General features: G+C 50.4%; 24 protein-coding genes. 20 read left to right on the top strand and 4 right to left on the bottom strand.

Going from position 1 to position 21,989, the window contains the following annotated elements; genetic code table 11:
* The first annotated feature begins 67 nt into the window (after window positions 1-67).
* On the top strand, window positions 68-1,303 hold the full coding sequence (locus KNO65_RS04340) for a GAF and HD-GYP domain-containing protein (protein ID WP_214781848.1): 1,236 nt from the start codon (window positions 68-70) through the stop codon (window positions 1,301-1,303).
* A gap of 37 nt (window positions 1,304-1,340) precedes the next feature.
* On the opposite strand, the gene pruA is transcribed toward KNO65_RS04340, so the two are convergent.
* A complete protein-coding gene (pruA, locus tag KNO65_RS04335; protein WP_159562777.1) occupies window positions 1,341-2,885 on the bottom strand; it encodes an L-glutamate gamma-semialdehyde dehydrogenase in 1,545 nt (514 codons plus the stop codon).
* A 171-nt stretch (window positions 2,886-3,056) separates the two neighbouring features.
* Here pruA and KNO65_RS04330 point away from each other — a divergent pair, with 171 nt between their 5' ends.
* The 3 genes from KNO65_RS04330 (at window position 3,057) to KNO65_RS04320 (ending at window position 6,124) form a co-directional block, all read left to right on the top strand.
* On the top strand, window positions 3,057-3,860 hold the full coding sequence (locus KNO65_RS04330) for a hypothetical protein (protein ID WP_214781846.1): 804 nt from the start codon (window positions 3,057-3,059) through the stop codon (window positions 3,858-3,860).
* A 13-nt stretch (window positions 3,861-3,873) separates the two neighbouring features.
* Window positions 3,874-4,311 (top strand): thioredoxin-dependent thiol peroxidase, encoded by a 438-nt coding sequence (gene bcp / locus KNO65_RS04325; protein WP_074036111.1) that lies wholly within the window; start codon window positions 3,874-3,876, stop codon window positions 4,309-4,311.
* Window positions 4,312-4,762: 451 nt separating this feature from the next.
* The gene (locus KNO65_RS04320) at window positions 4,763-6,124 is read left to right on the top strand and encodes an alanine/glycine:cation symporter family protein (RefSeq protein WP_214781844.1); all 1,362 of its coding nucleotides are present in this window, start codon (window positions 4,763-4,765) and stop codon (window positions 6,122-6,124) included.
* 40 nt (window positions 6,125-6,164) lie between these two features.
* Here KNO65_RS04320 and KNO65_RS04315 read toward each other — a convergent pair whose 3' ends face one another.
* Entirely contained in the window at window positions 6,165-7,868 is a 1,704-nt protein-coding gene (locus KNO65_RS04315) for a methyl-accepting chemotaxis protein (protein ID WP_214781842.1), read from the bottom strand.
* Between the two features lie 214 nt (window positions 7,869-8,082).
* Between KNO65_RS04315 and gatC the strand changes: the two genes are divergently transcribed.
* The 10 genes from gatC to KNO65_RS04265 all read left to right on the top strand — a co-directional run bounded on the left by gatC (window position 8,083) and on the right by KNO65_RS04265 (window position 16,003).
* Window positions 8,083-8,373, top strand: a complete 291-nt coding sequence (gene gatC, locus KNO65_RS04310; protein ID WP_012727041.1) for an Asp-tRNA(Asn)/Glu-tRNA(Gln) amidotransferase subunit GatC — start codon at window positions 8,083-8,085, stop codon at window positions 8,371-8,373.
* Between the two features lie 11 nt (window positions 8,374-8,384).
* Window positions 8,385-9,827 (top strand): Asp-tRNA(Asn)/Glu-tRNA(Gln) amidotransferase subunit GatA, encoded by a 1,443-nt coding sequence (gatA, locus tag KNO65_RS04305; protein WP_214781839.1) that lies wholly within the window; start codon window positions 8,385-8,387, stop codon window positions 9,825-9,827.
* A 12-nt stretch (window positions 9,828-9,839) separates the two neighbouring features.
* A complete protein-coding gene (gene gatB / locus KNO65_RS04300; RefSeq protein ID WP_078147403.1) occupies window positions 9,840-11,270 on the top strand; it encodes an Asp-tRNA(Asn)/Glu-tRNA(Gln) amidotransferase subunit GatB in 1,431 nt (476 codons plus the stop codon).
* A gap of 63 nt (window positions 11,271-11,333) precedes the next feature.
* Window positions 11,334-12,332: a diacylglycerol kinase gene (locus tag KNO65_RS04295; RefSeq protein ID WP_012727038.1), complete on the top strand. Its 999-nt coding sequence runs from the start codon at window positions 11,334-11,336 to the stop codon at window positions 12,330-12,332.
* 55 nt (window positions 12,333-12,387) lie between these two features.
* The gene (gene rlmD, locus KNO65_RS04290; RefSeq protein WP_214781838.1) at window positions 12,388-13,749 is read left to right on the top strand and encodes a 23S rRNA (uracil(1939)-C(5))-methyltransferase RlmD; all 1,362 of its coding nucleotides are present in this window, start codon (window positions 12,388-12,390) and stop codon (window positions 13,747-13,749) included.
* Window positions 13,750-13,820: 71 nt separating this feature from the next.
* On the top strand, window positions 13,821-14,414 hold the full coding sequence (locus tag KNO65_RS04285; protein WP_214781836.1) for a dihydrofolate reductase family protein: 594 nt from the start codon (window positions 13,821-13,823) through the stop codon (window positions 14,412-14,414).
* The gene (locus tag KNO65_RS04280) at window positions 14,411-14,944 is read left to right on the top strand and encodes a GNAT family N-acetyltransferase (protein WP_214781833.1); all 534 of its coding nucleotides are present in this window, start codon (window positions 14,411-14,413) and stop codon (window positions 14,942-14,944) included. Before KNO65_RS04285 ends, KNO65_RS04280 begins: the two co-directional genes overlap by 4 nt.
* A gap of 10 nt (window positions 14,945-14,954) precedes the next feature.
* Window positions 14,955-15,173, top strand: a complete 219-nt coding sequence (locus KNO65_RS04275) for a hypothetical protein (RefSeq protein ID WP_214781831.1) — start codon at window positions 14,955-14,957, stop codon at window positions 15,171-15,173.
* Window positions 15,173-15,562: a hypothetical protein gene (locus KNO65_RS04270; protein WP_214781829.1), complete on the top strand. Its 390-nt coding sequence runs from the start codon at window positions 15,173-15,175 to the stop codon at window positions 15,560-15,562. Before KNO65_RS04275 ends, KNO65_RS04270 begins: the two co-directional genes overlap by 1 nt.
* Window positions 15,563-16,003: a hypothetical protein gene (locus tag KNO65_RS04265; RefSeq protein WP_214781827.1), complete on the top strand. Its 441-nt coding sequence runs from the start codon at window positions 15,563-15,565 to the stop codon at window positions 16,001-16,003.
* Here KNO65_RS04265 and KNO65_RS04260 read toward each other — a convergent pair.
* Window positions 15,995-16,522, bottom strand: a complete 528-nt coding sequence (locus KNO65_RS04260; RefSeq protein WP_214781825.1) for an AAA family ATPase — start codon at window positions 16,520-16,522, stop codon at window positions 15,995-15,997. The genes KNO65_RS04265 and KNO65_RS04260 overlap by 9 nt on opposite strands.
* A 93-nt stretch (window positions 16,523-16,615) precedes the next feature.
* Between KNO65_RS04260 and KNO65_RS04255 the strand changes: the two genes are divergently transcribed.
* The gene (locus tag KNO65_RS04255) at window positions 16,616-17,485 is read left to right on the top strand and encodes a PhzF family phenazine biosynthesis protein (protein ID WP_214781823.1); all 870 of its coding nucleotides are present in this window, start codon (window positions 16,616-16,618) and stop codon (window positions 17,483-17,485) included.
* Window positions 17,486-17,517: 32 nt separating this feature from the next.
* Here the strand turns inward: KNO65_RS04255 and KNO65_RS04250 are convergent, their stop codons facing one another.
* On the bottom strand, window positions 17,518-18,462 hold the full coding sequence (locus KNO65_RS04250) for a DUF5692 family protein (RefSeq protein WP_214781821.1): 945 nt from the start codon (window positions 18,460-18,462) through the stop codon (window positions 17,518-17,520).
* A 201-nt stretch (window positions 18,463-18,663) separates the two neighbouring features.
* Here KNO65_RS04250 and KNO65_RS04245 point away from each other — a divergent pair, with 201 nt between their 5' ends.
* The 5 genes from KNO65_RS04245 to KNO65_RS04225 all read left to right on the top strand — a co-directional run bounded on the left by KNO65_RS04245 (window position 18,664) and on the right by KNO65_RS04225 (window position 21,988).
* Complete coding sequence (locus tag KNO65_RS04245) at window positions 18,664-19,278, top strand: TetR/AcrR family transcriptional regulator (protein ID WP_159562710.1); 615 nt, start codon at window positions 18,664-18,666, stop codon at window positions 19,276-19,278.
* Window positions 19,279-19,362: 84 nt separating this feature from the next.
* Entirely contained in the window at window positions 19,363-20,370 is a 1,008-nt protein-coding gene (locus KNO65_RS04240) for a tRNA dihydrouridine synthase (protein ID WP_441316658.1), read from the top strand.
* 121 nt (window positions 20,371-20,491) lie between these two features.
* Window positions 20,492-20,662, top strand: a complete 171-nt coding sequence (locus KNO65_RS04235; RefSeq protein WP_159562708.1) for a hypothetical protein — start codon at window positions 20,492-20,494, stop codon at window positions 20,660-20,662.
* Between the two features lie 33 nt (window positions 20,663-20,695).
* A complete protein-coding gene (locus KNO65_RS04230) occupies window positions 20,696-21,187 on the top strand; it encodes a hypothetical protein (RefSeq protein ID WP_214781817.1) in 492 nt (163 codons plus the stop codon).
* Between the two features lie 120 nt (window positions 21,188-21,307).
* The gene (locus tag KNO65_RS04225; RefSeq protein WP_214781815.1) at window positions 21,308-21,988 is read left to right on the top strand and encodes a response regulator transcription factor; all 681 of its coding nucleotides are present in this window, start codon (window positions 21,308-21,310) and stop codon (window positions 21,986-21,988) included.
* Window position 21,989 lies beyond the last annotated feature (1 nt).

Here is a 21,989-nt window from a genome sequence, read left to right as displayed (position 1 = left end):
TGAAAAATGGGTAAAATAAGTGCATGGAACGAATGCATGTATTTGAACGATAAGGGAGGTTTGGCACATGGCAACTTCGCACGAATCATTGACGTTACAGTTACAACAACAAGAGCGACTCCATCACCTGCTTTCGTCACTCCTCAATCGCTTTTTAACGACAGAGATTGCGGATTTCAAAAAGCGGGTTGACCAATCGCTAGCCGAACTTGGACATTATTTCGCGGTCGACCGCGTCTATGTCTTCGATTACGATTTTACGAATCAAGTCTGCCATAACACGTTCGAATGGTGCGCCGAAGGAATCACGGCTGAAATGGACAATCTTCAAGACGTGCCGATTGATGTGCTGCCCGAGTGGGTGAATACCCATGTGGCGGGTGAGACGATGTATATTCCACGGGTCGCCGATCTACCTGAAGGGAGCGACGTCCGCGCCATCTTAGAACCGCAAGCGATTCAAAGTTTGCTCGCGGTCCCCATGATGCAAGGGAAGTCGTGTCAGGGATTTGTCGGGTTTGATTCCGTCGTCTCGGAACGGACGTACACGGAGTACGAACAACAGGCGCTACAAGATTTCAGCAATGCGCTGCTCGGGGCGGTCGAGCGACACCGCATCGAGGCCGGGCGGGAAGAAGCTCAGCGGGTCCTCGCCGAGCGTGAAAAAGAATTGATCGATTATCAAGAGGGGCTTGTCCGCACGCTGTTACGTTTGTCTGCACTCCGTAACAACGAGACGGGGAACCATATCGAGCGGGTGCAGGATTTGTCGACGCTGTTCGCGACGATTTTATACGATCATCACCATCCGGAAGTGTCACCGCTCTTCATCGAAGGAATCCGTCTCGCGGCACCGCTCCACGATATCGGCAAAATCTCTGTTCCGGACGCAATCTTACTCAAAGCGAATCAACTGTCCGACCAGGAATGGGTATTCATGCGCGACCATGTGCGTGTCGGCGGCGAAGTGTTGAAGGATTTGCAGACACAGTTCCCTCAGAATTACTTCATTCAAATGGCCTATCACATCGCACTGTATCATCACGAGCGCTGGGACGGCACCGGGTACAACCAAGGACTGAAAGGGGAAGACATCCCGCTCGCGGCTCGAATCGTCACCATCATCGACGTCTATGACGCACTACGGACGGTCCGACCGTATAAACCGGCCTATACTCATGAGGATGCGATTCTTGCGATGCGAGACATGGAAGGAGCGTTCGACCCGACTTTGTTCGAATTATTCCTGGTTCATCAAGAAGAAATCGCCATTATGTTCGATCAGACATTTAAAGCACACTAAAAAGGAGACGTCCCCTCGGGGAGCGTCTCCTTTTTGATTAGAACGTTTCAGATGTTGTTTTCGCTTGCATGTGGAGTTGGATGTAATCCGGGCCACCTGCTTTTGAATCCGTACCTGACATGTTGAATCCACCGAACGGCTGATAGCCGACGATTGCGCCTGTGCAACCACGGTTGAAGTAAAGGTTCCCAACGTGGAAGTTTTGGCGAGCGTATTCTTGATTCATACGGTCACGTGTGAGGACCGCCCCTGTCAAGCCGTACTCTGTGTTGTTCGCGATATCGATTGCTTCTTTGAAGTCTTTCGCTTTCGTGAAGGCGACGATTGGTCCGAAAATCTCTTCTTGCATGAGGCGTGCTTTCGGGTCGACGTCTGCGACGACAGTCGGCTCGATGAAGTAGCCTGTTGAATCGTCTGCTTTCCCACCTGCGACGATGCGTCCTTCTTCTTTTGCGACATCGAAGTACGATGTGATCTTCTTGAAGGCCGATGCGTCGATGACTGGTCCCATGAAGTGTTCGTTCTTCTCTGTGTTTCCGACAGAGAGTTCGTTCGTGAGTTCGACGACACGGTCGAGTACCGTATCATACACGCTGTCGACGATGACGGCACGTGAACAAGCCGAACATTTCTGACCAGAGAAACCGAATGCCGATTTCACGATCGATTGTGCAGCGAGCTCGAGGTCGGCTGATTCGTCGACGACGATCGTATCTTTTCCACCCATCTCCGCGATCACGCGTTTGAGCCAAATTTGACCTTCGTTCAATTTAGACGCACGTTCGTTGATGCGGAGTCCTACATCACGCGATCCTGTGAAGCTGATGAAGCGTGTTTTCGGATGATCGACGAGATAGTCCCCGACTTCTGCACCCGGTCCCGGGATGAAGTTGAGCACGCCTTTTGGAAGACCTGCCTCTTCCATCACTTCGACGAATTTCGCAGCGACGATCGGCGTCGTCGAAGCTGGTTTCAAGAGAATTGTGTTACCGGCGACGATGGCCGCAACTGCTGTACCGGCCATGATTGCGAATGGGAAGTTCCATGGGCTGATGACGATCCCGACCCCGAGTGGGATGTAGTCATACCGGTTGTATTCGCCTGGGCGGCTCTCCACTTTCTTGCCTGGTTTGAGTTCGAGCATTTGACGTGCATAATATTCCATGAAGTCGATTGCTTCCGCTGTATCCGCATCTGCCTCGTTCCACGGTTTACCCGCTTCTTTGACGAGGTAAGCCGAGAACTCGTGCTTACGTTTGCGGACGATGTTCGCTGCTTTGAACAAGACGTCGGCGCGGACAGCCGGGTCGACATGGCGCCATGAGTCAAATGCTGTGAGTGCTTCTTGCATCGCACGTTCTGCGAGCTCTTGGTTCGCTTTTGACACGCGACCGATCACTTCTTCTTTGTTAGCCGGGTTGTAAGACGTGATTTTACCTTCCGTCGTAACCTTTTCCCCACCAATTACGAGCGGATAGTCTTTCCCGAGCTCACCGTTCACTTTCTCGATTGCCGCTTGGATTGCTTCGGCATTCTCTTTTTGTGTAAAGTCTGTGAATGGTTCATGTTTGTATGGAATCATTCTCGTTCCCCCTTAAAGTGATGTTGAGCGTTAAAGCGCTTACGTCTGTATTGTATCGGAATTATCGTAGAAATCCTAGTGAAACAATTTTCCAGAAACACATGGCATTGGAGCAAGAAATCGAGACGTGATAGGATGGGGGAGAACACGGCTTTAGAAAGGACGAACAACATGAAAAAATGGTTCATTCCGCTACTCCTCGTCTTCATGCTCGGGGCATGTGGGAACGAGGAAGAGACGGTGGTAGAAGAGACAGACCGCGCATTGCCGGATGCTGTCACGAACGTGTACGCAGACTATCAGACGGCACTTGAGTCTGGAGACGCTGAGGCACTCGCATCAATTGATTATGCTGGCCGGTTGACCGAGATTCCGGCGACTGGTGCCGTCACCCGTCAATTGTCTCCTGGTGAGATTTATAAGAGCTGGGTCAACGAAGAGGAAGACGTGGCGTTCCTTGTCCATGAGATGATCGATGAAGAAGGGAACCCGCTCCCGAACCGACTCAGTAAAATCGCTGTGAAGGAAGGGGATGAGTGGTCACTCGTCATCACACCGGTTGCTTTACCAAAAGACGTGATTGCCGAGGTCGGAGAGTTACTCATCGGTGTCCAGGCGAACGAGTACGGAGTGAATGCCGAAGCGAACGCCCGTCTCGCTGAGATTCCGGAAGATGAGGCTGGTCCGATCTATGACCAAGTCAACGCAAAGACGGACTATGTGGCGCTCGAGGCAGACAATAACGTCTTCCTGCTCATGGCGGAAACGTTGACGGTCGAGGAGAACCAAACCATCATGACCGACTATTTCAAAGCGTATGAGACGTGGTACACCGATAACGAGGAGACGCTCCGAAAAGCGGCTGCAACGGAAGATCCAGTCGAGTATATCGAAGTGCTTGACCCGTTAAAGACAAAATTAGAAGAAGCGATCGATGGCTATGACGAACAACTTGTCGACCCATCGTTTGGCTAAGGAGGAACAGCAGATGCTCGCACCAACATTTTCATTACCGAACCAAAACGGAGAGATGGTTTCATTAAAGGACTATCTCGGTAAGAAAGTCGTCTTATACTTCTATCCTCGAGATTCGACACCTGGTTGCACGACCGAGGCATGCGATTTCCGCGATGCGTTGCCGAAGATGGAAGGCGCGGTCGTCCTTGGGGTATCGGCCGACAGTCAAAAGAAACATCAAAACTTTATCGCCAAGAATGACCTCCCATTTGATTTACTCGTGGACGAGGAACATGAAGTGTCCGAGCTTTACGGCGTCTGGCAGTTGAAGAAAAATTACGGGAAAGAATATTACGGCATCGTCCGTTCGACTTTCTTGATCAACGAGGACGGCTATATCGAACAAGAGTGGCGCAACGTCAAAGTGAAAGGTCACGTCGAAGAAGTCGTGGCTGCCATTCGTTCGTAAAACGAGAAACTGAAGGAAAGGTCATGAACGGTTTCAGACTGTAGACAACGCATGGGTCTACAGTCTTTTTTTGTGCCCAAGCTAGGCACGGCTCGCTTTCCTAGAGGCAAGGCAAGCAGGGAGCCGCATCGCGACTCGGTCGCTGCTATCAAACCGCTTCGAGCGTGCTTTATACGGTTGCAACCACTCCATTTCTGATTGAGATGTAGTCTATCGATTAACGGTTCGTATTGATCATGAAATCCAGGCTCATGCAGTTGAATATATATTACAATCATATTTCGAAATAAATTTTAAGAAGCTTTTAAGATTAAGGGTTCAGGGAAAATATTACAATTATATAACGTGTTGAAAACGCTTTCTTTAGGCGGTGTACCTTGACTCGATTGTGAATGTTCTGAAAAATATAGGGAGAGCGCTCAAATCAAGAACGTAGGAGGAGAGCAACACGGTGAATCAAATTGAAAGTTGGCTGACGAGTTTATCCAATCTCGTCTGGGGGCCACATTTACTCATATTACTCGTCGGGACAGGGATTTTCCTGACCGTCCGTCTCGGATTTATCCAAGTGACGCGACTTGGGGTTGGTCTGAAAGAGGCATTTATACCAAAACCAGAACAACCGAAGAAAAAGCAACGTGGGGACATCTCGCATTTCCAAGCACTTATGACGGCATTGGCGGCCACGGTCGGTACCGGAAACATGGTCGGTGTCGCGACGGCGATTGTCCTCGGGGGACCGGGTGCTGTCGTTTGGATGTGGTTATCTGGTTTCGTCGGGATGGCGACGAAATACGCTGAGGCTATCCTGGCGGTCAAATATCGTGTCGTCGATGAACGCGGTGAGATTGCCGGGGGTCCGATGTATTACTTAGAACACGGACTAAAGAAAAAGTGGCTCGGCGTCTTGTTCGCCGTCTTTGCATCGGTCGCAGCCTTTGGGATTGGGAACGGGGTCCAAACGAACTCGATCAGTCTCGCCTTGAACAATTCGTTCAACATCCCAATGGTTGTGACAGGGATCGTCATGATGGCGGTCACGGCATTCGTCATCTTAGGTGGTGTCAAATCAATCGGAAAAGTCGTCGGAATCTTCGTCCCGTTCATGATTTTCGCATATGTCGGGAGTGGGCTCGTGATTCTCATCATGAACCTTGAATTGGTACCAGGTGCCTTATCGACAATGTTCTCGAGCACATTCAGTGCCGAAGCCATCGGCGGGGGTGCGTTAGGTGCCGCGATTCGCTACGGGGTCGCGCGCGGTGTGTTCTCTAACGAGGCAGGACTTGGATCTGCACCGATTGCGGCCGCGGCAGCGAAGACCGACTTCCCGGGACGTCAAGCACTCGTTTCGATGACACAAGTGTTGATCGACACACTCATCGTCTGTTCCATCACGGGACTCACAATCGTCATGAGTGGTCAATATACGGAAGGGCTTGAAGGGATTGCCTTGACGCAAGCCTCGTTCGCTTACTTCTTAGGACCTATTGGTGAAATCATCGTGACGATCTCGCTTGTCTTCTTCGCCTACTCAACCGTCCTCGGTTGGTGTTATTACGGGGAACGTTCAGCGTATTATTTACTCGGGGAAAAAGTGATCGTCCCATATCGTGTCCTCTACATTTTAGTCGCGGGACTCGGTGCGATGACGACGAACTTGAATTTGATCTGGTCCATCTCGGATGTGTTCAACGGTCTCATGGCTATCCCGAACTTGATTGGACTCTTGTTCCTCTCCGGTGTGGTCGTCGCCGAGACAAAACGATTCGAACTCGAACGGAAAAAAGAAGGGCAGTCCTCTGCCGCTTGATGAGAAAACCCGCCGGACAGCACGTGTCGGCGGGTTTTTGTCATACCTTGAATTGGCGAATCAGTGAATCAAGTTCTTCCATCTTTTGTTGCGACTGTTCCGTCGCATGGTTCAACTCGGCGAAGCGTTCGACGGACATCGTCACTTTTTCAGCAATTTCCTGCGTACCGAGCGCTCCGTTGTTGACGGTCGTCGCAACGTCCTGGATGACACCGATCATGTTCGACGTCAATTGTTCGAGCTCCCCGGCAGCGGCAGCGAACTCGGTCGCAGTCGTTTCGAAGCGACCTGCGTCCTCGCTATATTGTCCGGCTGCCTCTTCAAGTTGGTCATAATCTTTCAAGACGTTCGTGTCGAGGAAGTGGAGCATCTGTCCAGAGCTTTCATTCAAATGATCGACCGAATGAAGAACGGTCGTCGAGATGACTTGAATGCGTTCGACGGTCGCCCGGCTCGTTTCGGCGAGTTTTCGAATCTCGTCGGCGACGACGGCGAATCCACGTCCGGCCTCTCCGGCACGTGCCGCTTCGATCGAAGCATTGAGTGATAATAGGTTCGTCTGCGCGGCGATATCGAGGATGTCGTTCGTGAGCGTCGCGATCTCACGCACGGCTTTCGCATCTTGCATCGCTTTCTCTAAGTTTGTGCGTGTCGACTGAAGGACGCTGATGGCATTCTCTTTCGCCTCTATCGCATGTGACTTGAGGGAGAGGGCACGCTCATCGATTTGTCTTGCTTCGGTTTTCCGTTCATCGGCCATCGTCACGATGTGATGAATCGTCCGTTCCATATCCGAGGCGGAAGCGTTCATCTCTTGCGCGCTTGCGGCCGTCTGTTGCATACCGGCGGTCAAGTCTTCAGTCGTCGCAGCGGTCGTCGTCATATATGTGTCGAGTTCTTTCAACTCTTCATACATATGAGTAGATTGCTTCGTCACGCCTGTCGTCACGTCGTTCACTTGAAGAATCAACTGACGCAAGTTGGCGATGAATTGATTGAAGTCACGTGCGAGTCCGGCAAACTCGTCGCGGCGCTTCACAGGAATCGATGTCGTCAAATCGCCATCACTCGTGGCGAGCTCATGCATCTTCGTCTTGAACTCTTTGAGTGGCTCAAAGATGGAGCGGAAGATGAAGAGCATCATGAGGATCGTCATGACAGCGGCGACGCCGAGGACGATGAATAGTGTGAGTTGTACTTGTTCAAATGACTTAGCCGCCGCCGCTGTGTCCGTCTGAATTTCTTCCCGGTTCAAGTTGACGAGTAGACCGAGAGAGTTCGAGAGCGTGTCAGCGCTTGCATCCGCTGTATCGCGAATATATGTTTCTGCGGCAGCACTTCCTTCTTCGTTAGAAATACGGATGAGTTCACTCATCACGCCTTGATAGTCATTCCAATTCGAGCTTGCCTGATCGAAGAGCTGTTGATCCTCTTCCATGATGATTGTCGCTTCATAGCCGTCCATTCGTTGTTCCAAAATGGCCACGGATGCTTGAATGTCCCGTTCGATGTTTTGTTTCGTCACCGCGTCATCCACGAGGGCGTGACGAATCAAATGACGACGGATTTCGAGCAGTTGCTTATCGACTTGATGAATCTGGTCCATGCCTGGAACCCAGGAAACGGTCATGTCTTCTTGAGCTGCTTTTGATGCGTTCAAGGCGTACCATGAGTAACCGCTTACACCGAGGAGCAGCACAAACATGATGCTAAACGCAGTGATGAGTTTATTCCGAATCGACATACGATTCCTCCTTACGAATCTTTTCTACCATTAGCATAATCAGAATCGCACATCGACCGTATAGCTGATTTCGAAAGCGGGTCAATATTCGGAGAAGATTTCCCTAGTTTCTCAAAAAGGAGACATTTTCTCACAAGATAGATTTCCTTTTTTGTCTTATGAAAAAGTGGTATGATAATGAACGATGTATTGAAAACTGTTGGAGGTGGGAATTTTGGCTCGTATTACAGAAGCTGAAGTTCGGCACGTCGCCGGACTTGCCCGACTTGCGATCACGGATGAAGAAGTGACGCACTTCACGGAGCAATTGACAAAAATTCTCGAGTTCGCCGAGCAACTCGATGAGCTGGATACAACGGGTGTCGAACCGACGACCCATGCCCTAGATTTGAAAAACGTACTACGCAAAGACGAGGTCCGTCCATCGCTTCCACGTGAGGAAGTCGAACGGATGGCACCTGACTGGGAGAACGGTCAAGTCCGTGTCCCTGCGGTCTTTGAGTAAGGAGGCCTTTCATGAGTTTATTTGACCACGGTGTAGCGAAACTGCATACGTTATTAAAAGAAGGCGAAGTCACGGTCACGGACCTCGTCAAAGAGTCGTTCGACCGCATCGAAGCGACGGATGATCAAATCGGTGCGTTTTTGACGCTCAATGAGGATGCGTTCGAGCAAGCGAAGCGCATGGATGAGCTCGCAAAGACGTCAGACAACTCGCTCTTTGGGATGCCGATCGGTGTGAAAGACAACATCGTCACAAAAGGGATGCGGACGACATGTGCCTCGACGTTCCTTGAGAACTTCGTCCCGGCACACGATGCGACGGTCGTCGAGCGTCTTCATGATGCCGGTGCCGTCACAATCGGAAAGTTGAACATGGACGAGTTCGCGATGGGTTCATCAAACGAGAACTCGGCGTTCAAGCCTGTCCGTAACCCATGGGACCCGACTCGTGTACCAGGAGGTTCTTCAGGCGGTTCAGCGGCATCGGTCGCAGCTGGGCAAGTCCTCTTCAGCCTCGGTTCGGATACGGGTGGTTCGATTCGTCAACCAGCCGCGTATTGTGGTGTCGTCGGGATGAAGCCGACATACGGTCTCGTCTCACGCTTCGGCCTCGTCGCCTTCGCGTCGTCACTCGACCAAATCGGTCCGCTCACGCGCACGGTCGAAGACAATGCTTACTTATTGAATACGATTGCGGGTCATTGCGACATGGACTCGACGTCGGCTGAAGTCGAAGTGCCGGACTATACGGCAGCGCTCAACCAGGATTTGACGGGCATGAAGTTCGCACTTCCGGAAGAGTTCATGGCAGAAGGTGTCGCGCCTGGCGTCCGTGAACAGATTGAAAAAGCGATCGAGACGCTCAAGTCTCTCGGTGCGACGATCGAGACGGTTTCGATTCCGTCCGTGAAGTATGCCCTCTCGGCGTACTACTTGCTCGCCTCGTCAGAAGCCTCTTCGAACTTGGCACGTTTCGATGGTATCCGTTACGGACGTCGCGCCGAAGCGGACACGCTCGACGAAGTGTTCACGTATTCGCGTGAACAAGGGTTCGGGGACGAAGTCAAACGCCGGATCATGCTCGGGACATATGCCCTCAGCTCTGGTTACTACGATGCGTTCTACAAGAAAGCCCAACAAGTCCGTACCCTCATGAAGCAGGACTTCGCGAAAGTGTTTGAAGAGTATGATGCCATCGTTGGACCAACTGCACCGACGACAGCATTCAAACTCGGCGAACAGCTCGACGATCCGCTCACGATGTACGCGAACGATATCATGACGATTCCGGTCAACTTGGTCGGTATCCCGGCTATCTCAGTTCCGGCAGGTCTTTCAGAAGGTCTCCCGGTCGGTCTTCAAATTATCGGGAACTACTTTGATGAATCAACACTTTACCGCGTGGCCCATGCTTTTGAACAAGCAAACGGCGGTTTCAAGATGCCACAGCTCTAAGGAGGACGTACGATGAACTTTGAAACGATCATCGGGATCGAGGTGCACGCCGAGCTGAGCACGAAGTCGAAGATTTGGTGTGGCTGCTCACGCACTTACGGTGCCGAAACGAATACACAGACGTGTCCGATTTGCCTCGGACACCCGGGCGTCTTGCCTAAATTGAACGAAGAAGCGGTCAACCTCGCCATCAAAGCGGCAATGGCACTCAACTGTGAGATTGCGACTGATACGAAGTTCGACCGGAAGAACTACTTCTACCCAGACACGCCGAAAGCGTATCAAATCTCGCAGTTTGATAAGCCGATCGGTTCAAACGGTCACGTCGACGTCGAAGTCGACGGAGAGATGAAACGATTCCGCATCGAGCGCGTGCACTTGGAAGAAGATGCCGGGAAGATGAACCACACGGGCGAAAAGCACTCGGTCGTCGACTTCAACCGGACCGGTTCACCACTCATCGAGATTGTCAGTGAGGCAGACATGCGCTCACCGAAAGATGCGGTCGCGTATCTCGAGCGTTTGAAAGAAGTCCTCTCGTTCGCTGGCGTCTCGGACGTCAAGATGGAGGAGGGGTCACTTCGCTGTGACTGTAACATCTCGGTCCGTCCATTCGGGCAGGAGAAGTTCGGTACGAAGACAGAGCTCAAGAACTTGAACTCGTTCTCAAACGTCTTGAAGGCACTCGACTATGAAGAGACGCGTCATCGCAAATTGCTTCTTTCAGGTGGCGTCATGCGTCAAGAGACGCTCCGTTACGACGAAGCGGCGAAAAAGACGATTCTCATGCGTGTCAAAGAAGGGGCAGCGGACTACCGTTACTTCCCAGAACCGGACCTCGTCCGTCTCGAAATCGATGAGGCATGGAAAGAGCGCATCCGCGCGACGATTCCAGAGATGCCGGCAGCTCGTCGTGAACGCTACATGAGCCAATACGGTCTCTCGGCATACGACGCGAAAGCCCTCACGTCAACGCGTGAGTTCTCGGACTTCTTCGAAGCGACGACAGCGGCCGGTGCGGAGCCGAAAGCGGCAGCGAACTGGCTCATGGGTGAAGTGCTCGGTCACTTGAACAAGACGAACGAAACGGTTGAGACGATGAAGTTGACACCGGAATCACTCGCTGAACTCATCCGCTTGATTGCGGAAGGGACGATTTCATCGAAAATCGCGAAGCGTGTCTTCACGGCGATGATGGAAGAAGGTGCTGAGCCGAAAGCATATGTGGAAGCGAACGGACTCGCCCAAATCTCGGACGAGAACTTGCTCCGTGGCTACATCCTCGAATTGTTCGAGGCGCATCCGCAAATGATCGAAGACTTCAAGAACGGGAAAGACCGTGCGAAAGGCTTCATCATCGGCCAAATCATGAAACAGACGAAAGGGATGGCGAACCCGGCACTCCTCGATGGCTTGTTCCACGAAGAGATCGCGAAACGCTAAGCAGGCGGCGAGACACTTGTGTCTCGCTTTTCGCTCGAGTTGAGCATAGGGGAGAGAATCAATATGCAACGGAAACGTGCGCGGGTCATTTATAACCCGACATCTGGTAAAGAAGTGATCAAACGGGAACTCCCGTACATTTTGAACCGCCTCGAGGATGCGGGTTATGAGACGTCGACGTATGCGACGAAAGCGATTGGTGATGCCACGCTCGAAGCAAAACGGGCCTCAGCGGCCGAGTTCGACCTCATCATCGCCGCAGGTGGAGACGGGACATTGAACGAAGTCATCTCTGGGCTCGCACCGCTTGAGAATCGTCCGACAATCGGACTCATTCCGGTCGGAACGACGAACGACTTCGCCCGGGCGATGCGGATTCCACTGAGCGTCGTCGGCGCACTCGACGTCATCTGTGATGGGTTCGAGATGCCGGTCGACCTCGGGGAGATCGAAGGCGAGAAAGGTGACATCCACTATTTCATCAATATCGCCGGCGGTGGTATCATGACCGAGCTCTCGTATGAAGTGCCATCGAAGTTGAAGACGGCACTCGGACAGCTCGCCTATTACGTGAAAGGAATGGAGAAACTGCCACTCATCAAACCGACGTATATCGAACTTGAGCACGATGAAGGAACGTTCCAAGGCGAGGTCATGGTCTTCCTCACATCGAACTCGAACTCGGTCGGTGGATTTGAAAAAATCTCACCACACGCGTCGTTGAATGACGGGTTGTTCGATCTGTTCATTTTGCGGAAATGTAACTTGTTCGAATTCATCCACGTCGTCCGCCTACTCCTGCGGGGTGAGCATTTATCCAGCTCACTCGTCGAGCACGTGAAGACGAGCCGCGTCCGGATGAAGACGACCGAGCCGATGAGTCTCAACATCGACGGCGAGTATGGCGGGGAATGTACAGGTGAGATGCGGAACTTATTCCGTCACTTGACGGTGCTCGCGCCGAACGCCCGAATCCGCGAGATGGAAGATTTGAATGCACAATATGAACGCGAACAGATGATCAAGCAATTGTTCAATGTTTCGCTCGATAAAGCAGAGTGAAAAGATAGGAATGACGACATCAGTCATTCCTATTTGCAATGGAAGGAGCATTCGTATGCTACCAGTGAAAAAGAATGATCGTCTCGATGTCCACGTCCACGACCTGACCCACGAAGGGGCGGGTGTGGCACGTGTCGACGGCTATACGCTGTTCGTGCCGAACGCGTTACCGGGTGAGACGGTCGAAATCGTCGTGACGAAGACGAACAAGCAGTACGGGTTCGCCCGGTTGTTGAACGTGAAAGAAGCGAGCGCCGACCGCGTCGAGCCACCGTGCCCGATTTTTTATCAGTGTGGTGGCTGTCAGCTGCAACACTTCAGTTATGAAGGACAACTTCGCCAGAAACGAGAACGTGTCGTCGATGCGCTCAAGCGTCTTGGTCAGTTCGACGTGCCGGTCCATGACACGATCGGGATGCCAGAACCTTGGCGCTACCGCAACAAGGCGCAAGTCCCGTTCAAACAAGAAGGAGACCGTCTCGTTTCAGGCTTCTATCGTCCTCGTTCCCATGATATCGTCGAGATGAGCGAATGTTTGATTCAAGATGAGCGCAATGATCAGGCGATCCAAGTCGTCCGTGAGGTGTTGGACGCACGTGGCGTACCGGCGTATGACGAGAAGACAGGACGTGGGGTCATCCGTCACGTCATGGCCCGTTACGGGTACCATTCGGGTGAACTCATGATCGTCCTGATCACGAAGACGACGAAATTAAAAGGCGTGAATGAGATCGTCGCCGATATCGTCGAGCGTCTCCCAGACGTGACATCGATCATGCAAAACGTCAACCCGGACAAGACGAACGTCATCCTCGGAGCGAAGAACAAGTTGCTCTATGGTCATGAGACGATTGAGGATAAAATCGCAGGACTCACATTCACGATTTCTCCGCACTCGTTCTTCCAAGTCAACCCGGTCCAAACGGAGAAGTTGTACGGGAAGGCGCTGGAGTACGCACAACTGTCAGGTACGGAACAAGTCGTCGATGCCTATTGCGGCATCGGGACGATCAGTCTGTTCCTTGCTCGGAAGGCGGCGCACGTGTATGGTGTTGAAGTCGTTCCGGAAGCGATTGAGGACGCGAAACAGAATGCGCTTGTCAATGAGATCGACAATGTGACGTACGCATGTGGCGCAGCGGAAGATGTGCTTCCACAGTGGAAGAAAGATGGCGTGAATCCGGATGTCATCGTCGTCGATCCACCACGTAAAGGATGTGCCGAATCGTTCCTTGAGACGATGGTCGAGATGGGACCGAAGCGAATCGTATACGTCTCGTGTAACGTCGCGACGCAGGCGCGCGATATGCGTTACCTCGCTGACCGAGGTTATCGCTTGATGGAAGTGACACCGGTCGACATGTTCCCGCATACGGCGCATGTGGAGACGGTGGCGTGGATGGAGAAAGTAGAATAAGATGAATGTATCATGCCTTCGATTGAATCAATCGGAGGTTTTTTTGCAAACAGTCGAAAGGAGAGTCGGAGATGAGGAAAATCATTGTTCTGGAACACCTGTCGTTAGACGGTGTGATTCAAGCACCAGGTGGGAGAGAAGAAGATTTGAGTGGGGATTTCATGCATGGGGGATGGACGGAACCTTTTTCGAGCCAAGAGCTCGGGATTTGGATTCGGACGCAAATGCATAGTGAGTTTGATTTGTTGCTCGGTCTAAAGACATATGACCAATGGGCGAGTTACTGGCCGAACCACGATGACGTCTGGCCGGAAGCCAATCGGGCGATGAAGTATGTGGTCACGCGGCAGTCAATGGATACAAGATGGGAAGCGACTACGTTTTTGACAGAACCGGTCGAAGTATTGAAGCGACTCAAACAAAAAGAGGGACCCGATTTACACGTCTGGGGAAGCGGTGAACTCGTGCACACGCTACTCGCAAACAATCTCATCGATGAATACCGATTGATCGTATATCCTATCATTATCGGTTCAGGCAAACGACTTTTCCCGGACGGCAACATCTTGCCACTGCAACTCGACGTGATCGAGCAACAGCTGATGCCGAACGGGGTCCATGTTGTTCGGTATGGGCGCCTTCAATCGGAAGGGGGGAAGATATGAGAATCGAGCAACACCTCGAAATGACCGTATCAGAATCGATGGATAAGGAGCTAACTGAGCTATTACAACATGCGTTTCCCTCAATTTATCCGAATCGCCGCTACTTCAAGCAATTACCCCATTTCCGACTCATCGCGTATGAAGACGAACGGATCATTGGACAAGTCGGGTTAGACTTTCGTGTGATGAATATGAACGGGGAATCGATTCACGTGCTCGGCATCATCGATCTGTGTGTCCGGGAAGAAGTTCGGGGACGTGGGGTCGGACGGGCACTGATGGAAAAAGTCATTGCTCTTGGGGAAACGTACCCCATCGATTTTCTTCTGTTATTCGCAGACCGACCAGACCTCTACGAACGCATTGGGTTTCACACGGTATCTAACACATGCACGTGGCTTCAAATCAATGACGAGAATCAGACGACACGCGGAATCGGTGAGGCATCGTTTGAAGAATTGATGATTCGTCAGGTGGGAGACAAACGATGGAGCGACAGAACACTCGATTTGCTTGGATATTTATACTAGGGGGATATCGGTGAATCTTGAACAAGTGACAAAAATGTATGACACGTATGCACAAAAAATCGGGGACCGAAAACAAGTGTATGAAACGATTGCTGATACTTTTGACGTAAAGCAGGCGCTCTATCCAGGGAGTCACGTCGACGTCGCCCCTTCCCTCATGTCATCTATGTCGACAGTTTCAAAGGGACAATTCGTTTCTTCAAGCAAATTGAAACGGTACAGGAGCTGATGGATCAACGAAAGGAATATGATGAGCCGTGTACGATTGAATTTTTTGGTCAGGACTATACGCAGCCGCTCGACATCGAACCCGTTGACTTGATCATCTCGCAATATGCGGGGTTTGTCGGTCAGGCGACGAAACAATATTTGAAGCCGCGTGGCATCTTGCTCTGTAACGATAGCCATGGAGATGCGACGTTGGCGCAATTCGATAAAACGTTCGAGCTGATTGGGGTCATGGGAAGTACAAATGAACTTATTCAGACAGGGCTCGACGATTATTTCCGATTGCCGAAAGGGAAAGACGTCGATGTAGCCGAAGTGAAGAAGACGATGAAAGGTCCAATGTATACGAAGTCAGTTGAGAATTATGTGTTTCAAAAAAGGAGGGATTGAATGAAGCAATATACGATTCGAACTCGTAACGTCCCGCTTTCCCTGCATGACGCGGTCATCACGGAAGCGACTTTTATGGGTTCGACAATCCGTCTCGTTTTTGCGGATGGCATCCGTGACTTGTTCAAGAAAGAAGCGGTATGGACGGGACGTGCCGTCGTGACAATCTCGAACATAGACCGGGATTCTTCGTCGCTCGTCCGCTTCGGTGAATCGTCTTATTCGGTATGTCCGATCGAACAATTGGGTCAGTTTGTTAAAATGGGGCGCTTCGAAATCATCGATGAACTGTACGGATATCGGCAACTATTGTTCCGCTGCATGTGGTTGACCGATACGATGTGTGAGGCGGTGGAGCTGAGTCTATCCCATTCAAGTGAGCTCGTCATCCGATGGGAAGACGAGCCGTCCGAAGCGATGTATGAATCTGAATCATTTTGAGGCAAGTGTGAGACCGACATGATCGGCGACCGCTCGCGCAACATCTTGTTTTGATAGGTGATCTGTTACAATTTTTTCTGCATGGATTTCAGATTGAAATGCGGACTGGCAGCGAACAATCTGCGCTTTCCCCCAAGAGTTGAACCATTCGAAACGTTTATTCAATCGTTTCACGAGCGTCTGTCGATGCGCTTCGAGGATCAAATGACGTACGTCGATCCCGTCCCGCTGAAGCCGACCGATGATTTCGTCTACATACGTTGCGTCCACCAATGTCATGGGAACGAGGATGACCCCATCGAAGGACGTGGCAATCTTCGACAACATCCGATAGTTGAATTCCCGCCATTCCGGATGGTGCTGAAAATCGGGCTGTTGAAGGCTTTTTGGCAATTGGTTCCGAATGAAAATGCCGACTTGTTCCGGGTCGTAGAGAAACGCATTCGGCAAGTGTTTCTCAAGTAGCTTGGCACAGGTTGTCTTGCCCGAACCGAATGCGCCGTTAATCCATATAATCATCAAAGTCCCCCCATTTTTCATCATGTCGTCTTGCAATTATAACGTATAGTTGAGTTTGCAGAATCCTATAGATTGACTAAAGGAGATTGAAACATGTTATCGATTGATGTATATGTTGTCCATGCTTTTTCAAAAGATGGAGAAGGAGGGAATGCGGCTGGGGTCGTATTACATGCAGATGCCTTAACCGAATTAGAAATGAAACAGATTGCGAAGAAGGTCGGTTACAGTGAGACTGCCTTCGTGAGTCAATCGCATCATGCGGATGTCCGCGTCCGTTTTTTCACACCTGAAGAGGAAGTCGACCTCTGTGGTCATGCAACGATTGCAACGTTTCATGTATTGAAAGAACAAGGTCTACTTGGGAGTGGAGGATTTACACAAGAGACGAGAGCTGGTGTGTTAGAGGTCGAGATCCGAAACGATTTGACTATTATGATGCAGCAGCGACTCCCAGAATTTTTACCCGTGACAAATCATCAAGAAATTGCTGATTCACTTAAGGTTCCGCTTGAGGTATTAGATGATCGTTTTCCGATTCTGATCGGTTTCACTGGACTCCGGGATATCCTGATTCCTATCAAATCGCTTACTGAACTATTGTCTATTCAACCGGACTTCGAAAAAGTGAAGGAAATCAGTCGACAATCTGACGTGGTTGGGTACCATCTTTTCACTCTTGAAACGATGGAGGATGGCATCGCCCATACACGAAATTTTGCGCCACTATATGGAATCGATGAAGAATCTGCCACTGGAACGTCGAACGGTGCGCTGGCTTGTTATCTGTTCGAACAATCTCTTGTTTTGAAGAAGTCGTCTACGCTTGTCATGGAGCAAGGATATGGAATGAAACTTCCGTCAGAAATTTTGGTAGAACTAACTGTAGAAGGAAAAGAAATCTCACACGTCACGGTTGGAGGAAAGGCGACTACTCTGAGCGTACAACATCTTGATTTCTAGGAACTCAAAAGACGAGCCGCGGCTCGTCTTTTTCATGCTGTCTTAGGATTAGGTGATTCTGTTTCTCGTAACGCATCGACTCGTTTGTATTCTTCAGTATCGGTCCACATCTCGTCTTTCAACGGATTGAGACGTCGTTTCATAATACGTGATACCTGCATGACGGCGAGCACGACGTTGAGGGCAAGACTGATGAGTGCGAGCGTCCAGTTCGCTGCCGGATTATACGAGACGCTCACGTTGAACGTACTGCCGACCGCAAAGAAGTAAGGGAAGGTCATGACCCACATCATCCAAATCGAGAGCGTTTGGGCACGGTTCTGCATCCATGTTCCTTTCGCCCAAAGGAGGGCAGGGATGGTCGCGGCAATGTTTAACGCAAATCCGGAATAAAATGCGTTACCCGGTGCGCACGAATAGACGTAGGAGATGTTCCAGATTCCATATGCGATGATCCACAATTTCGTCTGGTCCGGCCAAATCATATCGACTCGCTTACCGGACGTCGCAAAGATACCGAACCAGCCACAAATGGTGAGGATGTTCAAAATTCCGGCGAAGGCGTTGACGTAGTTCCACCCACCGGAGATGTAATTCATACCGTCGACGACTCCATCAAATCCCATGAAGCCGACTTGAAACTCCCGTATAACGGCCTCCATGATATTGATGGCAAGAATGGCCGGGACGAGTACTAAATACCAAGGATGTTTCTTATGGTAGTTCGTGAAGCGGATGACCATGTAGATGAGCGAGCCGGCGAGTGCCGAATACACCTTCACCCAATGGAACCACGACGTGATTTCCGAATCGACGACAAACAACCAGATTGGAGTCAGTGCGATCGGTAACGCCATGAACATAAGTTGGCTCGCCCGTTTACCAGAACGGACGAACTCGTTAAACCCCATCAGCAGTCCAAGGACGACGAACCACATGACGACGTTATACCAAGGCATTGATTCGAAGAAAAACATAACATGACACTCCTTTCGAAAATGAGATAAACAGAAATAAATGCAGTGACTAAACATACCGAACGTTCGTTATGTTTATGTGAAAAGTGTAACAAAATATTGTAAACGCTGTCAATAGGAGGTGGGAGCTCACATGGAAGTGTCGAAAGTTTGCCACATCATTATGGTATAATGAGCGTTGAAAACAGAGGAGGGTGCGAGATGATGATGAACGAAGGAAAGTTGAAAATCTTACAAGCTGCGCGTGAAATCATCGTCGAACAGGGCATCAAAGGCACGACGCTCCGAGGGATTGCGGAGCGGGCCGGATTCAGTACGGGTGCGATTTATCATTACTACACGTCCAAAGAGGCGATTCTATATGACGTGATGGACGAGGGGCTCGGTGAGGTCAAACGCATTGAGACCGTCTCCCATGACGATCGAAAGGAAGCGGCGGTGATTATCCAGGAAATCTATGAAGGTATGCAGGAACGCCTTCAAAAAGATGCGGAGAGCCGACTTCAATTTTATCTCGCCCACGAAGCGATGATTGGCAATGAGGACATCGAACAAAAGTTCAAAGAGAAATATGAAGATTGGATTACACGGATTGAGGCAATCTTTGTACGGGCTTACGGAGTCGAGCAAGGGCCGATGACTCGGGCGGTCGCGACATGGACGATGGCCGGGATTGACGGGATGGTGCTCCAGACGCTACTTCGCACGGGAACGATTGAACCGGAATACACGAATCGTGTGCTTCATTACTTATTGACCGAAGGATTCCCGCACTTTTTTCAACTCATTCGCTCGAAAGAAACGGATCATGAGTAATGTCAGTTGATACAATCCGACGGACATAATAGAATAGATAAGTGATTTTGTTGGACTGTATGGATGAAAGGAACTGATTTTACGATGAAAGAAAACTTTTGGCGCGACCTTCCGCGTCCGTTCTTTATACTTGCCCCGATGGAAGATGTGACCGATGTCGTCTTCCGTCATGTCGTCGCCCACGCGGGACGCCCGGACGTCTTCTTCACAGAATTCGCGAACTCGGACAGCTATTGCCATCCGGAAGGAAAAGGTAGCCTCCGTGGTCGTTTGACGTTCACTGAGGACGAACAGCCGATGGTCGCCCACATCTGGGGAGACAATCCGGAATATTTCCGTCAAATGAGTATCGGGATGGCCGAGATGGGCTATAAAGGACTCGATATCAATATGGGTTGCCCGGTCCCGAACGTGGCGAAACGTGGGAAGGGGAGCGGTCTTATTCTCCGTCCGGAAGTTGCAGCTGAGCTCATTCAAGCAGCAAAAGCCGGTGGTCTCCCTGTCAGCGTCAAAACGCGTCTAGGTTTCGCGAAGCTCGATGAGTGGCGTGACTGGTTGACGCATCTCTTGAAACAAGACATCGCCAACTTGTCGATTCACTTGCGCACGCGCAATGAGATGAGTAAAGTCGACGCGCACTGGGAAATGATCCCGGACATCGTGAAGTTGCGGGACGAGATCGCCCCGGATACGCTCATCACCATCAACGGGGACATCCTCGACCGTCAAATGGGACTCGAGCTCGTTGAGAAATACGGGGTCGATGGTGTCATGATCGGTCGCGGGATTTTCAAGAACCCGTTCGCGTTCGAGAAAGAGCCACGCGAACACTCGATGGAAGAACACCTTGATCTATTGCGTCTGCAATTGGACCTTCAGGATAAATTCCAAGAAGACGTGCCGCGTTCGATTTCGAACTTGCACCGTTTCTTCAAGATTTATGTCAAAGGATTCCGTGGGGCGAGCGAGCTACGCCATAACTTGATGGAAACGAAATCGACGGATGAGGTACGAGCGTTACTCGATGCCTTTGTCGAGAAATATCATGAAGAAGAGGCAGCACTCGCTGAGGCGGTCTCGACAGTCGAATAGTTTTTTGAAGGGGGTCAGTGAATACTGAGTCCCTTTTTTATATGAAAAATAGTAGATGACGATGAAACGTTTAATCTGGCTGATTCGTATGTAATGAGTGGAAAGAAGAGGAGGGGTGAAGATGAGCGAATGGCGCGAATCAGCAGTCGGGCTAGGACTTGTATTTGGCACGGTTAGCGGAATCGTCATCTCTTTATTAGTTGATTTTCCGTTTATATACGGTATTGTCATCGGTTCAATCATCGGATATGTGATTGGTCTTTTCATATCCATTCGTGCGATCAAACGATAGCGACCCATTACTAAAACAAGAGGGGGCTTTTACATGAGTGAATTCCAATTTATTGTGAGCGATCACCCACTAAAAGAAGTCGAAAATCCATATGGTGAGTTCTTATCTATCAACGAGGCCATCCAAAAAGGCTTCGTGTTGCCTGACATTCTGACAGACGTCGAGGACCTCGACCGTGATGAAAAGATTTTGATGAACGTCGAGTCGGAAGAGCAACTTGACGAGATTGAGATTAAACATAGTCTCTATTATGCAGTGGAGAACGTCGAGGCGTATTCTTCAAAACCGCACGTAGTAGAGTTGCGTTGGCGTTATTCCGATGCGAGAGCCGAACAGCTCGTCGAGTATATAACCGACCATTTGAAGACGGCGGAGGAAGTCGAGATTTGGAAAGTGTGGGTCGATGAACAGACCGAGCCGAAAGTTCAATCCATCAAGCTCGACGAGTTGACGATTGATGCATTACGATTCTTAGGTGAAGTCGGATTCGTACGACCGGAGTGCCTTCGAGTTACAACATCCTAATCCGCGTGCAAATAACGTATTGTCCTCCCTGACGAGATTTCTCGTTAGGGATTTTTGATTTCTCACCTCACTTGAATAAAGACTGCTATATTATGGGGAGAAGAGTCAGGAGGGAATACCATGCATATTCTAATCGTAGAAGACGACCGGACAATAGCCTCCGGTCTCCAATATTCACTCGAACAAGAACAATTTAGAACAACGTTATGCCAAAACGTGGCTGACGCGACGCTCATGATTGAACAACAGTTACATACAATTGATTTATGCCTCTTTGATTTGTCACTGCCAGATGGGAGTGGATATGACTTATGTCGGCTCGTAAAGCAACAACAAGACATCCCTGTCATCTTTCTGACGGCATTCGATGATGAAGTGAATGTGGTGATGGGACTCGATATGGGAGCGGACGACTACATCACGAAACCGTTCCGTGTCCGAGAACTCGTTTCACGAATTCACTCGGTACTTCGTCGATACAATAAAAACGTACGCTCGCCTCTGTTGACGATTGGTCCAGTTGAAATCAATACGCAAGATGCAAAAGTAAAAAAGAATGGGAACGAAATTTTGTTGACAGCGCTCGAGTATCGTTTGTTGCTCATCTTTGGGAGGCATACAGGGCAAGTGTTGTCACGGGCCCAACTACTCGATCAGATTTGGGATGTGGGTGGGGAATTCGTGAACGATAATACGTTGACCGTTTATATTAAGCGACTCCGCGAGAAACTAGAGGATGATCCACAACACCCGATGCTTATTACGACTGTGCGTGGAATCGGATACAAGGTGGGGCGTTAAT

The sequence above is a fragment of the Exiguobacterium sp. S3 genome (assembly GCF_018617295.1).
Lineage (GTDB): Bacteria > Bacillota > Bacilli > Exiguobacteriales > Exiguobacteriaceae > Exiguobacterium > Exiguobacterium profundum.
The sequence above is the reverse complement of the archived record's forward strand: the minus strand, read 5'-3'. Positions and strand labels throughout refer to the sequence as shown.